At 52.8% G+C, this 15,160-nt stretch carries 14 protein-coding genes; 12 read left to right on the forward strand and 2 right to left on the reverse strand.

The window, feature by feature from the left end:
• Positions 1-2: 2 nt before the first annotated feature.
• From metJ to QEN32_RS21165, 3 genes are all read left to right on the forward strand, one after another.
• Positions 3-320 (forward strand): met regulon transcriptional regulator MetJ, encoded by a 318-nt coding sequence (gene metJ / locus QEN32_RS21155; protein ID WP_000852811.1) that lies wholly within the window; start codon positions 3-5, stop codon positions 318-320.
• A 455-nt stretch (positions 321-775) separates the two neighbouring features.
• The gene (locus QEN32_RS21160) at positions 776-2,566 is read left to right on the forward strand and encodes an aryl-sulfate sulfotransferase (RefSeq protein ID WP_265322358.1); all 1,791 of its coding nucleotides are present in this window, start codon (positions 776-778) and stop codon (positions 2,564-2,566) included.
• 200 nt (positions 2,567-2,766) lie between these two features.
• Positions 2,767-3,429 (forward strand): TIGR02117 family protein, encoded by a 663-nt coding sequence (locus QEN32_RS21165; protein ID WP_064034422.1) that lies wholly within the window; start codon positions 2,767-2,769, stop codon positions 3,427-3,429.
• A 44-nt stretch (positions 3,430-3,473) separates the two neighbouring features.
• Here QEN32_RS21165 and rpmE read toward each other — a convergent pair whose 3' ends face one another.
• Positions 3,474-3,686 (reverse strand): 50S ribosomal protein L31, encoded by a 213-nt coding sequence (gene rpmE / locus QEN32_RS21170; protein WP_000715284.1) that lies wholly within the window; start codon positions 3,684-3,686, stop codon positions 3,474-3,476.
• 203 nt (positions 3,687-3,889) lie between these two features.
• On the opposite strand from rpmE, the gene priA reads away from it, so the two are divergent.
• From priA to rraA, 7 genes are all read left to right on the forward strand, one after another.
• Positions 3,890-6,088: a primosomal protein N' gene (priA, locus tag QEN32_RS21175; protein ID WP_265322359.1), complete on the forward strand. Its 2,199-nt coding sequence runs from the start codon at positions 3,890-3,892 to the stop codon at positions 6,086-6,088.
• A gap of 154 nt (positions 6,089-6,242) precedes the next feature.
• Positions 6,243-7,268, forward strand: a complete 1,026-nt coding sequence (gene cytR, locus QEN32_RS21180) for a DNA-binding transcriptional regulator CytR (RefSeq protein WP_000841337.1) — start codon at positions 6,243-6,245, stop codon at positions 7,266-7,268.
• A 93-nt stretch (positions 7,269-7,361) separates the two neighbouring features.
• The gene (gene ftsN, locus QEN32_RS21185; RefSeq protein WP_063874664.1) at positions 7,362-8,351 is read left to right on the forward strand and encodes a cell division protein FtsN; all 990 of its coding nucleotides are present in this window, start codon (positions 7,362-7,364) and stop codon (positions 8,349-8,351) included.
• Positions 8,352-8,442: 91 nt separating this feature from the next.
• Positions 8,443-8,973, forward strand: a complete 531-nt coding sequence (hslV, locus tag QEN32_RS21190; protein WP_000208240.1) for an ATP-dependent protease subunit HslV — start codon at positions 8,443-8,445, stop codon at positions 8,971-8,973.
• 9 nt (positions 8,974-8,982) lie between these two features.
• Complete coding sequence (gene hslU, locus QEN32_RS21195; protein WP_001293360.1) at positions 8,983-10,314, forward strand: HslU--HslV peptidase ATPase subunit; 1,332 nt, start codon at positions 8,983-8,985, stop codon at positions 10,312-10,314.
• Between the two features lie 66 nt (positions 10,315-10,380).
• Positions 10,381-11,310, forward strand: a complete 930-nt coding sequence (gene menA / locus QEN32_RS21200) for a 1,4-dihydroxy-2-naphthoate polyprenyltransferase (RefSeq protein ID WP_000139639.1) — start codon at positions 10,381-10,383, stop codon at positions 11,308-11,310.
• A gap of 92 nt (positions 11,311-11,402) precedes the next feature.
• Positions 11,403-11,888 carry a ribonuclease E activity regulator RraA gene (gene rraA / locus QEN32_RS21205; protein WP_000872918.1) on the forward strand — a complete coding sequence of 162 codons (486 nt, stop codon included), beginning with the start codon at positions 11,403-11,405 and terminating at the stop codon, positions 11,886-11,888.
• Positions 11,889-12,109: 221 nt separating this feature from the next.
• On the opposite strand, the gene zapB is transcribed toward rraA, so the two are convergent.
• Positions 12,110-12,349, reverse strand: a complete 240-nt coding sequence (gene zapB, locus QEN32_RS21210) for a septal ring assembly protein ZapB (RefSeq protein WP_000051370.1) — start codon at positions 12,347-12,349, stop codon at positions 12,110-12,112.
• A gap of 398 nt (positions 12,350-12,747) precedes the next feature.
• Between zapB and QEN32_RS21215 the strand changes: the two genes are divergently transcribed.
• On the forward strand, positions 12,748-13,593 hold the full coding sequence (locus tag QEN32_RS21215; protein ID WP_000084285.1) for an MIP/aquaporin family protein: 846 nt from the start codon (positions 12,748-12,750) through the stop codon (positions 13,591-13,593).
• A gap of 20 nt (positions 13,594-13,613) precedes the next feature.
• Complete coding sequence (gene glpK / locus QEN32_RS21220) at positions 13,614-15,122, forward strand: glycerol kinase GlpK (protein ID WP_000136808.1); 1,509 nt, start codon at positions 13,614-13,616, stop codon at positions 15,120-15,122.
• Positions 15,123-15,160 lie beyond the last annotated feature (38 nt).

Below are 15,160 nucleotides of genomic sequence, written 5' to 3' on the forward strand. Positions count from 1 at the left end.
TCATGGCTGAATGGAGCGGCGAATATATCAGCCCATACGCTGAGCACGGTAAGAAGAGTGAGCAAGTCAAAAAAATTACGGTTTCCATTCCTCTGAAGGTGTTAAAAATCCTCACCGATGAACGTACGCGTCGTCAGGTGAACAACCTGCGCCACGCCACCAACAGCGAGCTGTTGTGTGAAGCATTTCTGCACGCCTTTACCGGGCAACCCTTGCCGGATGATGCCGATCTGCGAAAAGAGCGCAGCGATGAAATCCCGGAAGCGGCAAAAGAGATCATGCGTGAGATGGGGATTGACCCGGAAACGTGGGAATACTGATAGCAAAGCATGCGGTCAGAACGCCTCTGGCCGCGCTTTTTTAACGATTCCCCTGTACACGGCTATCTCCGACATTTTTCTAACCGTTCATCTTCCCGAATAGCCCTCGGTGGATAAATTTGTCAGACATGATAAGTTTCTCTTCGTTATTTTCCTGAAAAAAATTCCCGACATGTCATAACCGATATAATTTTATTATATTTAAACTTCCAATCTTTATTTAAAGTTTCACGTAGCAAAGCGTACATGAATAATAATACACCGCCATATATTTACTGAACAAATAGTATAACGATGAGTATTGTTAAAAAGACCATGGACACCTCATATTTGTGACCAACATCATTATTCCCCTCCGCGGATTGTTTTACTTTTTTAAATGTTTTTTCATCTCCGATAAATAAGAAGGTTAATATACATTCATTTTATCGATAATATCGAATGGAGAAATAAATATGTTATTTACAAGGAAAGTCTTACCTGTATTATGCTGCCTGTGTTTGAGCGGCAGCGTTTTGGCCTCAGGCGTTTTAGACCCAAACAGGCCAATGGTCGCATCAGCAGATGTCATTCCAGTACATGAAGGGCCATTAGGTATGGTCGATGTCGCTCCCTACGGCGGCGTTTTCCCATTAACAGCAATCATTAATAAAGCCAATCATAATGTACAGGACGTGAAGGTTACCGTTTTAGGGAAAGGGGAAAAAGGCATCCCGATCAGTTATGATGTCGGCCCGCAGGCTATAAATACCCATGACGGCATACCTGTATTTGGCTTGTATCCAGATTATGTCAATAAGGTTAAAGTTGACTGGACTGAAGAAGGTAAAAAACAAACTTATACGTGGTCCATTTACGCCGCACCGGCATCATTACCCTCTACTACCGGGCAAACTGCCGTTCTTCCTACAGTAGAACCGGTTAAAGTCGATAGCTCGCTTAAAAATCGCTTATATCTTTTTAACCATATAACAGGGATGCCAAGAGCTGGCCACATTATGCATGTCGCAGGCGGCGCGGCGAACTGGGATTATACCGGTATCAACTGGATTAGCGATACGAATGGCGATGTTCGCGGCTATATGAATATTGATAAATTCCGTAACCAGGATGATATAACGCGCTTTGGTTCCATGATGAGCTTCCATCAGGTTAACGATGGCAATCTTATTTTTGGCCAGGGTCAACGTTACTTTAAATATGATTTCTTAGGCCGCGTTATTTCCGATAAACGACTGCCAAAAGGATTTATTGATTTTTCGCACGCCATTACCGAAACGCCGAAAGGCACCTACCTGCTGCGTGTCGCAAAAGAAAATTATCCATTAAATGGTAAATACACCATCAATACGGTGCGTGATCATATTCTTGAAGTTGACCAGAACGGCGATACCGTCGATTACTGGGATCTGCCAAAAATCCTCGACCCCTATCGTGACGACGTTATTCTGGCGATGGATCAGGGAGCGGTATGTTTGAGCGTCGATGCCGAACATTCCGGTCAGGTCATGACCAAAGAGCAGCTTGCAAAACAACCCTTCGGCGATATCGCGGGTTCCGGCCCGGGCCGCAACTGGGCGCATGTTAACTCCGTCAGCTACGATCCTCGCGACGACAGCATTATCATTAGCTCGCGCCACCAGTCTGCCATCATCAAAATTGGTCGCGATAAAAAAGTGAAATGGATACTTTCCGATCCATCCGGCTGGAAAGGCGAACTGGCGAAAAAAGTGCTGAAACCCGTAGACAGCAACGGTAAACCACTAACCTGCGAAGCGCACCACTGCGACGGTGGATTTGACTGGACATGGACACAACATACCGGTTGGTTAGTGCCATCCAAAAGCACCGGAGGTAAAACCGTCGTGACCGCCTTTGATAACGGCGATGCGCGCGGCATGGAACAACCGGCCATGCCATCAATGAAATATTCCCGCGGCGTGGAATATCAAATTGACGAAAAAAATATGACGGTTTCCCAAATGTGGGAATATGGTAAAGAGCGCGGTTTTGACTGGTACAGCGCCATTACTTCCGTCACGGAATATCGCCCGGAAACCAAAACGATGTTCATGTACTCGGCTACAGCGGGAATGAGCGGTACAAAACCGATCGTTTCCGTTCTGGATGAAGTCAAAGACGGTACTCAGGATGTGATGCTGGAGCTAAAAGTACACAGTAACCGTGCCGGTATGCTGGGTTATCGGGCGCTGATTATCGATCCAGAGCAGATGTTTAAAAAATAAAGCGAGATAGTAAAAGTAAAACAGGCGGAAGCCAACTTCCGCCTGAATGGTTAAAACGTATTGTAGTTATGACATTCGCCTTATTGCCCTCGAAGAGGAATGCAAAAATATCAATGGATTACCAATCCGGCACCGACCCGATAAACGCAGCGTCATTAGACAAACGCCACAACATACCGCGCCTTTGCTGGTGATATGTCATGAAAAATCTCTTTATCGCCTGGTTAAGTTTATTGCTATATGGCTGCACAACCTTTCCACAAGCCGTAAAACCTACGACAGGCGGACAGCCCTCCCCGACGGAAATCTATATCGTCAGTCATGGCTGGCACACGGGAATTATTGCGCCGGCCCATGATGTTAATACCGTTCTGCCACAGCTTAAAAAACGGTTCGCTCAGGAGACGCAGTGGTATGAAATCGGCTGGGGCGATAAGGGCTTTTATCAGTCACAAGAAATAACCACCGCGCTTACGCTCCAGGCCATGTTCTGGTCATCCGGCGCGGTTATGCACATCGTCGCCTTTTCCGGTCAACCAGAACGCTATTTCGCCGGTAGCGAGATAAAATCACTGCTCCTGCACACAAACCAGCGTAACAGTCTGATGCGTTATCTGGGCCGCAGCTTTGCGCGTGACGCAGAGGGTAATCTGATTCCGTTAAAACAAGGAATTTACGGCGATAGCCAGTTTTACGCCGCGAATGGCCGCTACGGCATACTCAATACCTGCAATAAATGGACAGCGAAGGGGCTGGAAAGCGCGGGACTGACTATAAATCCTTCGTTAAAACTCACGGCAGGAAGCGTAATGAAAGCGATTACGGATCACAGAATTTGTCTGAACAAATACTGTTATCCCTAGAAAACAAAAAAAGCGCCCTGCGGCGCTTTTTTTCTGGCGGTAACTTATTTGCTGCCAGGGATGCTGAAGCGCTTGTTGAAGCGCTCAACACGACCACCGGTATCAACAACACGCTGCTTACCAGTGAAGAACGGGTGGCATTTGCCGCACACGTCCAGGTTCAGGTCGTGACCCACGGTAGAGTGGGTTTTGATAACATTACCGCAAGAACAGGTTGCAGTAATTTCTACGTAATTCGGGTGAATACCTTTTTTCATGGGGAACCTCAGTGTAAGGCCGCGTCGCTCTTCCAGCCCTAACGCCAGACACCACGCGAAGTTAATAGTAAAGGGTTTGATGCTCACAACACGCACCAAAGGCGGCGAATCATACAGAATTTGACCACCGTATGCAAACTGATCCGCGCTCCCTTATCGTAATGTGTATACTACCCGACGAAATTTCAAGTCAGGAAGATGCTATGTCCGTCGCGCACGTTGCCTTGCCCGTTCCGCTTCCCCGAACCTTTGATTACCTGCTGCCGGAAGGCGGGGTCGCCAAAGCCGGGGGCCGCGTGCGCGTGCCGTTCGGCAAGCAGCAAGAGCGCGTGGGCATTGTCGTCTCGGTTAGCGACCACAGCGAATTGCCGCTCGATGAATTAAAATCGGTCATTGAAATCCTGGATAACGAGCCAATCTTTTCTCCCTCCATCTGGCGCTTACTCCTCTGGGCGGCGGATTACTACCACCATCCCCTCGGCGACGTTCTGTTTCACGCTCTGCCGGTTTTACTGCGTCAGGGAAAACCAGCCAGCAACGCGCCCCTATGGTATTGGTTCGCCACCGAAGAGGGGCAAGCCGTCGACATCAACAGCCTGAAACGCTCCGCCAAACAACAACAGGCGCTGGCGGCGCTGCGGCAAGGAAAGATCTGGCGCTATCAGGTAGCCGAGCTTGATTTTACTGACGCCACGCTGCAAACGCTGCGGCGTAAGGGGCTTTGTGAGCTTGCCAGTGAAACGCCCGCGTTTACCGACTGGCGGGAGCATTACGCCGTCGCAGGAGAGCGCCTGCGGCTGAATACCGAACAGGCGACAGCAGTCGGCGCGATTCACAGCGCGTCGGACGGTTTCTCCGCCTGGTTGCTGGCAGGCGTAACCGGTTCCGGCAAGACCGAAGTGTATCTGAGCGTGCTGGAAAACGTCCTCGCCCAGGGCAAACAGGCGCTGGTGATGGTGCCGGAAATCGGCCTGACGCCGCAAACGATCGCCCGTTTTCGCGAACGTTTTAACGCGCCGGTGGAAGTGCTGCATTCCGGGCTAAACGACAGCGAGCGTCTTTCGGCATGGCTGAAAGCGAAAAACGGCGAAGCGGCGATTGTCATCGGCACGCGCTCCTCGCTGTTTACGCCGTTTAAAAATCTTGGCGTGATTGTCATCGACGAAGAGCACGACAGCTCTTATAAACAGCAGGAAGGGTGGCGCTACCATGCCCGCGATTTGGCAGTGTATCGCGCCCATAGCGAGCAGATCCCGATTATTCTCGGCTCCGCCACCCCAGCCCTGGAAACGCTATGCAACGTGCGGCAGAAAAAATACCGGATGCTGCGTCTGACGCGGCGCGCAGGCAACGCCCGCCCAGCCCTGCAGCATGTGCTGGATTTAAAAGGCCAGCGTCTTCAGGCGGGACTGGCGCCCGCCCTTATCGCCCGTATGCGCCAACATCTCCAGGCCGACAATCAGGTAATTTTATTTCTTAACCGCCGGGGATTCGCGCCCGCGCTGCTTTGCCACGACTGCGGCTGGATTGCGGAGTGCCCGCGTTGCGATCACTACTACACGCTGCACCAGGCGCAGCATCATTTACGCTGCCATCACTGCGACAGCCAACGTCCGGTACCGCGTCAGTGCCCCTCCTGCGGCTCCACACATATGCTACCGGTTGGGTTAGGGACGGAACAGTTGGAGCAGGTGCTGGCGCCCTTCTTCCCCGGCGTGCCGATCTCACGAATCGACCGTGATACCACCAGTCGTAAAGGCGCGCTGGAGCAGCATCTGGCGGAAGTTCACCGCGGCGGAGCGCGCATTCTGATAGGCACACAAATGCTGGCGAAAGGCCATCACTTTCCGGACGTCACGCTGGTGGCGTTGCTGGACGTCGATGGCGCGCTTTTTTCCGCAGATTTTCGTTCGGCGGAACGCTTCGCCCAGCTCTACACTCAGGTTTCCGGCCGCGCCGGGCGCGCGGGCAAACAGGGCGAAGTGGTGCTCCAAACGCACCATCCTGAGCATCCCCTGCTGCAAACGTTACTGTATAAAGGCTATGATGCGTTTGCGGAACAGGCGCTGGCGGAACGGCAAACGCTCCAGCTTCCGCCGTGGACCAGCCACGTCATTATTCGCGCAGAGGATCACAACAATCAGCAGGCGCCCGTCTTTCTCCAGCAGTTGCGTAATCTGATTCAGGCCAGCCCGCTATCAGACGATAAGCTGTGGATCTTAGGTCCGGTTCCGGCCCTCGCGCCAAAACGCGGCGGCCGCTATCGCTGGCAAATTTTACTTCAGCATCCTTCACGGATTCGCCTGCAACACATCATCAGCGGCACGCTGGCGTTGATCAATACGCTCCCGGAAGCGCGGAAAGTTAAATGGGTTCTGGACGTCGATCCGATTGAAGGATAGTCCTCACGATGCGAGGCGGATCGTAAAATTAAAGATCCATCACACTTTTTATGAAAATTCTGTAACCGCTTCCACGCACTATCTGATAAAAATGTTTTCGATGAGTGTTACCAGGGATAGATCTGCGCCAGCAGTTCCCAGGCGAGGAGAAAGAGTGAAATCGAACAAGCAGGTTACTGCCGCTACGATGAAGGATGTTGCGTTGAAGGCGAAAGTCTCTACGGCAACCGTATCCCGCGCGTTAATGAACCCCGATAAAGTCTCCCAGTCGACCCGTAGCCGGGTTGAACAGGCCGCGCTTGAAGTGGGTTATTTCCCGCAGTCGATGGGGCGAAATGTAAAACGCAATGAATCCCGTACGATTCTGGTGATTGTCCCGGATATTTGCGATCCCTTCTTCAGTGAAATTATCCGCGGTATCGAAGTGACCGCGGCAGAACAGGGGTATCTGGTGCTGATTGGCGATTGCGCCCATCAAAACCAGAAAGAAAAAACCTTTCTTAATCTCATCATCACCAAACAGATCGACGGCATGGTACTTCTCAGTTCCCGACTGCCCTTTGACGCCAGCGTTGAGGAGCAGCGCAATTTGCCTCCGATGGTGATGTCGAATGAGTTTGCGCCGGAGCTTGAACTGCCGACGGTACATATCGATAACCTGACCGCCGCGTTCAATGCCATGAACTACCTGTTGGATTTGGGCCACAAGCGGATTGGTTGTATTGCGGGGCCGGAAGATATGCCGCTCTGTCACTATCGCTTACAAGGTTACGTACAGGCATTAAGACGCAGTGGCATTGTGGTCGATCCGCATTACATCGCCCGTGGCGACTTTACCTTTGAAGCCGGGGCAAACGCATTAAAGCAGTTGCTTGAGCAACCGTTGCCGCCTACCGCCGTCTTTTGTCATAGCGACGTAATGGCGCTGGGCGCCCTCTCCTGGGCCAAGCGCCAGGGTCTGAAAGTGCCTGACGATCTGTCGATTATCGGCTTTGACAATATCGCGCTGGCCGAGTTTTGCGACCCTCCGTTGACAACCGTGGCGCAGCCGCGTTTTGACATTGGTCGCGAGGCGATGCTGCTGTTGCTCGATCAGATGCAGGGGCAAAATGTGAGCAGCGGCTCGCGTTTAATGGATTGCGAGCTGATTATTCGCGGTTCTACGCGCGCTTTACCCTAAAGTAAATAGCTTTAAGACTCACCTGTCTGGTCAAAGGCCCGCCGCTTCAGTAACATGACGGGCTGACGAACGAATAAATACAGCGAAACGATAGTGGCACAACGAGATTATGTACGTCGCGGCCAACCGGCTCCTTCGCGGCGCAAAAAGAGCACCTCACGGAACTCACGGAAGAAGCAAAGCAACATGCCTGCCGTCTCGCCGGCAATGGTCGCGATTGCGGCAGCCGTCCTTGTGACCTTTATCGGCGGTCTGTACTTCATTACTCACCATAAGAAAGAAGAGTCCGAAACGCTACAAAATCAGAAAGTCACCGGCAATGGGCTTCCGCCAAAACCGGAAGAGCGCTGGCGTTACATCAAAGAGCTGGAAAGTCGCCAGCCGGGCGTGCGTACGCCAACGGAACCGTCCGCCGGCGGCGAAGTCATGAATCCGAATCAGCTCACCAGCGAACAGCGTCAACTCCTGGAGCAGATGCAGGCGGATATGCGTCAGCAGCCAACGCAACTTAACGAAGTGCCGTGGAACGAGCAGACGCCAGAACAACGCCAGCAAACGCTACAGCGCCAGCGTCAGGCGCAGCAGCAGCAGCAGCAGCAGCAGCAGTGGGCTCAAACGCAGCCTGTTCAGCAACCACGCACGCAGCCGCGGGTAAACGAGCAGTCGCAAACGCGCACGGTACAGTCCGCCCCGGCGCAACCCGCGCGCCAAAGTCAGCCGCCGAAGCAGACGGCCTCGCAGCAACCTTATCAGGATTTGCTGCAAACGCCGGCGCATACCAGCGCGGCAGCGCCAAAAGCCGCGCCAATTACGCGCGCGCCTGAAGCGCCGAAGGCGACAGCAGAGAAAAAAGATGAACGTCGCTGGATGGTGCAATGTGGTTCATTCAAAGGCGCCGAGCAGGCAGAAAGCGTCCGCGCTCAGCTGGCGTTTGAAGGCTTTGACTCCAAAATTACCACCAATAACGGCTGGAATCGCGTGGTTATCGGGCCGGTGAAAGGTAAAGAAAATGCCGACAGCACCATTAACCGTCTGAAGATGGCGGGCCATACAAACTGCATTCGACTCGCCACCGGGGGTTGAAACCCTCAAAATCTCCCCCATCTATACTTGCATTATGCCCCGTACGCCGTACGGGGCCGCAATTCAGCATTAGTAACCAAGGGGTCTGCTCGTGACAACAATAGTAAGCGTACGCCGTAACGGCCACGTGGTAATCGCCGGTGATGGTCAGGCCACACTGGGTAACACAGTAATGAAAGGCAACGTGAAGAAAGTCCGCCGCCTCTACAACGACAAGGTCATTGCGGGCTTTGCGGGCGGTACTGCGGATGCATTCACGCTGTTCGAGCTGTTTGAACGTAAACTGGAAATGCATCAGGGGCACCTGGTCAAAGCCGCCGTTGAACTGGCGAAAGACTGGCGTACCGACCGTATGCTACGCAAACTGGAAGCGTTGCTGGCCGTCGCGGATGAAACCGCCTCGCTCATCATCACGGGTAACGGCGATGTCGTGCAACCTGAAAACGATTTAATTGCTATCGGCTCCGGCGGTCCTTATGCCCAGGCTGCCGCTCGCGCTCTGTTGGAAAATACCGAGCTCGGCGCGCGCGAAATTGCTGAAAAGGCGTTGGATATTGCAGGCGATATCTGCATTTACACCAACCATTTCCACACCATTGAAGAATTGACCGCCAAAGCGTAAGGACCTCTCATGTCTGAAATGACCCCACGCGAAATTGTCAGCGAACTGAACAAACACATTATCGGCCAGGATAACGCAAAGCGTTCCGTGGCGATTGCATTGCGTAACCGCTGGCGCCGTATGCAGCTTGATGAAGAGCTGCGCCACGAGGTAACGCCGAAAAATATTCTGATGATTGGCCCGACCGGCGTCGGTAAAACCGAAATCGCTCGTCGTCTGGCAAAACTCGCCAACGCGCCATTCATTAAAGTCGAAGCCACCAAATTCACCGAAGTGGGCTATGTCGGGAAAGAAGTGGACTCTATCATCCGCGATCTGACCGATGCCGCGGTGAAAATGGTTCGCGTACAGGCTATCGAGAAAAACCGCTATCGTGCGGAAGAGTTGGCGGAAGAGCGTATTCTCGACGTACTGATCCCACCCGCAAAAAATAACTGGGGCCAGGCCGAACAGCAGCAGGAGCCTTCTGCCGCCCGTCAAACGTTCCGCAAAAAACTGCGCGAAGGCCAGCTCGACGATAAAGAGATCGAGATTAACCTCGCCGCCGCGCCGATGGGCGTAGAGATTATGGCGCCTCCGGGCATGGAAGAGATGACCAGCCAGTTGCAGTCTATGTTCCAGAACCTGGGCGGTCAGAAACAGAAACCGCGTAAGCTGAAAATTAAAGACGCGATGAAACTGTTGGTTGAAGAAGAAGCTGCTAAGCTGGTCAACCCGGAAGAGCTGAAACAGGACGCTATCGACGCGGTTGAACAGCACGGCATCGTGTTTATCGATGAAATTGACAAAATTTGTAAGCGTGGCGAAACCTCCGGCCCGGATGTTTCACGCGAAGGCGTACAGCGCGACTTACTGCCGCTGGTAGAAGGCTGCACGGTTTCGACCAAACACGGGATGGTCAAAACGGATCATATTCTGTTTATCGCCTCTGGCGCGTTCCAGGTGGCGAAGCCGTCTGATCTGATCCCGGAACTGCAGGGCCGCCTGCCGATTCGCGTTGAACTTCAGGCGCTGACCACCAGCGATTTCGAACGCATTTTGACCGAGCCAAACGCCTCCGTCACCGTGCAGTATAAAGCGCTGATGGCAACTGAAGGCGTCAATATCGAGTTCACCGATTCCGGTATTAAACGTATTGCCGAAGCCGCCTGGCAGGTTAACGAAACCACCGAAAACATCGGCGCGCGCCGTCTGCATACCGTACTGGAGCGTCTGATGGAAGAAATTTCCTATAACGCCAGCGATCTGCACGGTCAAAACATCACAATTGATGCGGAATATGTGAGCAAACATCTGGATGCGCTGGTCGCAGATGAAGATCTAAGCCGTTTTATCTTATAATCGCGTCCAATGCATTTTCATCACTGTTGATGGGGCTGAAAAGCCCCATTTTTATTGGCGCTAAATATGACTGAACAACAACAAATTAGCCGCACCCAGGCCTGGCTGGAAAGCTTACGACCCAAAACCTTACCCCTCGCCTTCGCGGCGATTATCGTCGGTACGGCCCTGGCATGGTGGCAAGGCTATTTCGATCCTCTGGTCGCGCTGCTGGCCCTTATCACCGCCGGGCTGCTGCAAATTTTATCCAACCTCGCCAACGATTACGGCGACGCTGTCAAAGGCAGTGATAAACCGGATCGCATCGGGCCGCTGCGGGGAATGCAAAAAGGCGTCATCACCCGGCAGGAGATGAAACGGGCGTTAATCATTACCGTCGTGCTGATCTGTATCTCCGGACTGGCGCTGGTGGCGGTCGCGTGCCATACGTTAACCGATTTTGTCGGCTTCCTGATTTTGGGCGGGCTGTCGATTATCGCCGCCATCACCTACACCGTGGGTAATCGGCCCTACGGCTATATCGGGCTGGGTGATATCTCTGTCCTGGTATTCTTTGGCTGGCTAAGTGTCATGGGGAGCTGGTATCTCCAGGCGCATACGCTGATTCCGGCGCTAATTCTCCCGGCCACCGCCTGCGGTTTACTGGCGACGGCGGTGCTGAATATTAATAACCTGCGCGATATTAATAGCGACAGAGAGAACGGCAAAAACACCCTTGTGGTACGACTGGGCGATGTCAACGCGCGTCGTTATCACGCCTGCCTGTTGCTAGGCGCGCTGCTCTGTCTGGCGCTGTTTAATCTGCTCTCGCTACACAGTCCGTGGGGATGGTTGTTTATTCTGGCCGCGCCCTTGCTCATTAAACAAGCGCGCTACGTAATGCGCGAAAGGGAGCCTGCGGCAATGCGCCCGATGCTTGAACGTACCGTTAAAGGCGCGTTGTTAACCAACCTGTTATTTGTGATTGGGATACTCTTAAGTCAGTGGGCCGTTTAACTGACAAATATCAATTAACAATTGATGATTTTGCCAACAGTATACTTAGCGCGATATACTAAAAATTCTCGCAGCAACTGAACGTTAAGCCTATGAAATACGATACTTCCGAGCTTTGTGACATCTATCAGGAAGATGTCAACGTCGTGGAACCGCTGTTCTCTAATTTTGGAGGGCGGTCGTCGTTTGGCGGACAAATCATCACGGTAAAATGTTTCGAGGACAACGGGTTGCTGTACGATCTGCTCGAACAAAATGGCCGTGGTCGGGTTCTACTGGTCGATGGCGGCGGTTCTGTCCGTCGTGCATTAGTCGATGCGGAGCTGGCGCGTCTGGCCACGCAAAATGAATGGGAAGGGCTGGTTATCTATGGCGCGGTGCGTCAGGTGGACGATCTGGAAGAGCTGGATATCGGCATTCAGGCGATCGCCGCCATTCCGGTTGGCGCCGCAGGTGAAGGCATTGGGGAAAGCGATGTGCGCGTCAATTTCGGCGGCGTGACGTTCTTCTCCGGCGATCATCTCTATGCCGACAACACAGGGATTATCCTTTCCGAAGACCCGCTTGATATCGAGTGATCAAAAAAGGCGCCGTAAGGCGCCTTTTTTATGCGTTGTCGCTGATTGCCGGATGTCGGCTTACGCCTTATCCGGCCCACCGGTATCCGCATTCTAAATCCTCTATAGATTTCGCGTCAGGGCAAGGCGGCAAGTAAGTGAATCCCCAGGAGCATAGGCCACTATGTGACTGGGGTGAACGCACGCAGCCAACGCCGCCATAACGTGAAATATGACGAGGATTAGACTTCTTCCATACGACCAAGCAGCGCCTGTAAACGTTCCTGCCAGCCGCTCTGCTGTTCCTTCAGAGAATTATTTTCACGCTCGAGTTCTTCACGCTGATGCTGTGCAGACTGCACTTCCTGCGTCAGGCTGTTGTTCTTTTCTTTCAGCTCTTCAATTTCCATCTGTAACAGGGTGATGGTGTCAATCGCCTGCTGTACTTTTGCTTCCAGTTTCTCAAACACTTCTAAAGACATGATCTTACCTCTCCTGAATTGCAAGGCGACGCTTCACGTAAACGCGCACAATATATAGTGTCGATTGTATGAAGCCCCGCTCTCGCTGTCCAGCGACATACCGCGTAGATCGCGGTTTGCAGCAATTTTCATCCATCTCCTGGTAACATTCATTCAATAACTTAAAAGTGTTAACATATTGGTTAATGAAATGATTCAATTCACTCTCTTCTGCTGTCTCAAAATGCGCCTCATGGCGCGATAACGCTCATTTTATTGACGCAGTACACACATTTTGATTTCGATATTTCTCGTTTTTGCTCGTTAACGATAAATTAACAGTGTGCCTACAGGGCATCGTGGATGTCCATGACCTCCTCGCATACCAATAATCATTACATACTCTTCAGGATCCGATTATGAGTCAAACATCAACCTTAAAAGGCCAGTGCATTGCTGAATTCCTCGGTACCGGGTTGTTGATTTTTTTCGGTGTGGGTTGTGTCGCTGCGCTTAAAGTTGCCGGAGCTACTTTTGGACAGTGGGAAATCAGCGTCATCTGGGGTCTGGGAGTAGCGATGGCTATCTACCTGACGGCAGGTGTTTCTGGCGCACACCTGAACCCGGCAGTGACCATCGCACTCTGGCTATTTGCCTGTTTCGACAAACGTAAAGTTGTTCCTTTTATTATTTCTCAAGTTGCCGGCGCCTTTTGCGCAGCGGCGTTAGTTTACGGGCTTTATTACAATCTTTTTGTGGACTTCGAACAAACCCACCATATCGTCCGTGGCAGCGTTGAAAGTCTCGATCTCGCAGGCATTTTCTCAACTTACCCGAATCCTCATATCAATTTTGTGCAGGCCTTCGCGGTTGAAATGGTGATTACCGCTATTCTGATGGGGCTGATTCTGGCGCTGACCGACGACGGTAACGGCGTACCTCGCGGTCCGCTTGCGCCACTGCTCATTGGTTTACTGATCGCCGTTATCGGTGCCTCTATGGGGCCGTTGACCGGGTTTGCGATGAATCCGGCGCGTGACTTTGGCCCCAAAATGTTCGCCGGGCTTGCCGGCTGGGGTGAAATTGCGTTTACCGGCGGTAGAGACATTCCTTACTTCCTGGTGCCGCTGTTTGGCCCCATCGTCGGCGCCATTCTGGGCGCGTTTGCTTATCGCAAATTTATTGGCCGTCATTTGCCGTGCGATACCTGCGTCGTGGAAGAGAAGGACTCCACCGCGACCACACAACAAAATGCTTCGCTGTAATCTGATTACGGGACAAAATTATGACTGAAAAAAAATATATCGTTGCGCTCGACCAGGGTACCACCAGCTCCCGCGCGGTCGTTATGGATCATGACGCGAATATCGTCAGCGTATCACAGCGTGAATTTGAGCAAATTTATCCTAAGCCAGGCTGGGTAGAACACGACCCGATGGAAATTTGGGCGTCCCAAAGCTCAACGCTGGTAGAAGTGCTGGCTAAGGCCGATATCAGTTCCGATCAGATTGCCGCTATCGGTATCACCAACCAACGTGAAACCGCGATCGTCTGGGAACGTGAAACCGGCAAACCGATATACAACGCTATTGTCTGGCAGTGCCGTCGTACCGCCGATATTTGCGAACAGCTTAAACGCGACGGCCTGGAAGATTACATCCGCGACAATACCGGTCTGGTCGTCGACCCGTACTTCTCTGGCACTAAAGTGAAATGGATCCTTGACCATGTGGAAGGTTCGCGCGAACGCGCGAAGCGTGGCGAGCTGCTGTTCGGTACGGTGGATACCTGGCTTATCTGGAAGATGACGCAGGGCCGCGTCCACGTTACGGATTACACCAACGCCTCACGAACCATGCTGTTCAACATCCATGATTTGGACTGGGACGATAAAATGCTGGACGTGCTGGATATCCCACGCGCGATGCTGCCCCAGGTACGTAAGTCCTCCGAAGTCTACGGCCAGACCAATATTGGCGGTAAAGGCGGTACACGTATTCCTATCGCCGGGATTGCCGGGGATCAGCAGGCCGCGCTCTTCGGCCAACTGTGCGTAAAGGAAGGAATGGCAAAGAACACCTACGGCACCGGCTGCTTTATGCTGATGAACACCGGCGAGAAAGCGGTAAAATCGGAAAACGGCCTGCTGACCACCATCGCCTGCGGCCCAAGCGGCGAAGTCAACTATGCGCTGGAAGGTGCGGTGTTTATGGCGGGAGCGTCCATTCAATGGCTGCGTGATGAAATGAAACTCATCAGCGACGCATTCGACTCCGAATATTTCGCCACGAAAGTGAAAGATACCAACGGTGTCTACGTGGTTCCGGCCTTCACCGGTCTGGGCGCGCCGTACTGGGATCCGTATGCCCGCGGCGCCATTTTTGGCCTGACCCGCGGCGTGAACTCTAATCACATTATCCGCGCGACGCTCGAATCCATCGCTTACCAGACCCGCGACGTACTGGAAGCGATGCAGGCCGACTCCGGTATCCGCCTGCACGCTCTGCGTGTGGACGGCGGCGCAGTGGCCAACAACTTCCTGATGCAGTTCCAGTCAGATATTCTCGGCACGCGGGTGGAACGCCCGGAAGTGCGCGAAGTGACCGCGCTGGGCGCCGCCTATCTGGCTGGTCTGGCCGTCGGTTACTGGCAGAACCTGGACGAGCTGCAGGAAAAAGCCGTCATTGAGCGAGAATTCCGCCCCGGCATTGAAACCACCGAGCGTAACTACCGTTACAGCGGCTGGAAGAAAGCGGTTAAACGCGCAATGGCGTGGGAAGATCACGACAAGTAAGGTCGCCATCCGGCAAAATCTTTGTGCGGGGGCAACTC

The sequence above is a fragment of the Salmonella sp. SA14318 genome (assembly GCF_029866905.1).
GTDB classification, from domain to species: Bacteria; Pseudomonadota; Gammaproteobacteria; order Enterobacterales; family Enterobacteriaceae; genus Salmonella; species Salmonella enterica.

What these genes read in the sequence shown, in the direction of transcription:
- metJ (WP_000852811.1), top strand. Translation starts at nt 3, where the DNA reads ATGGCTGAATGGAGCGGCGAATATATCAGCCCATACGCTGAGCACGGT.
- QEN32_RS21160 (WP_265322358.1), top strand. Translation starts at nt 776, where the DNA reads ATGTTATTTACAAGGAAAGTCTTACCTGTATTATGCTGCCTGTGTTTG.
- QEN32_RS21165 (WP_064034422.1), top strand. Translation starts at nt 2,767, where the DNA reads ATGAAAAATCTCTTTATCGCCTGGTTAAGTTTATTGCTATATGGCTGC.
- rpmE (WP_000715284.1), bottom strand. Translation starts at nt 3,686, where the DNA reads ATGAAAAAAGGTATTCACCCGAATTACGTAGAAATTACTGCAACCTGT.
- priA (WP_265322359.1), top strand. Translation starts at nt 3,890, where the DNA reads ATGTCCGTCGCGCACGTTGCCTTGCCCGTTCCGCTTCCCCGAACCTTT.
- hslU (WP_001293360.1), top strand. Translation starts at nt 8,983, where the DNA reads ATGTCTGAAATGACCCCACGCGAAATTGTCAGCGAACTGAACAAACAC.
- menA (WP_000139639.1), top strand. Translation starts at nt 10,381, where the DNA reads ATGACTGAACAACAACAAATTAGCCGCACCCAGGCCTGGCTGGAAAGC.
- rraA (WP_000872918.1), top strand. Translation starts at nt 11,403, where the DNA reads ATGAAATACGATACTTCCGAGCTTTGTGACATCTATCAGGAAGATGTC.
- zapB (WP_000051370.1), bottom strand. Translation starts at nt 12,349, where the DNA reads ATGTCTTTAGAAGTGTTTGAGAAACTGGAAGCAAAAGTACAGCAGGCG.
- QEN32_RS21215 (WP_000084285.1), top strand. Translation starts at nt 12,748, where the DNA reads ATGAGTCAAACATCAACCTTAAAAGGCCAGTGCATTGCTGAATTCCTC.
- glpK (WP_000136808.1), top strand. Translation starts at nt 13,614, where the DNA reads ATGACTGAAAAAAAATATATCGTTGCGCTCGACCAGGGTACCACCAGC.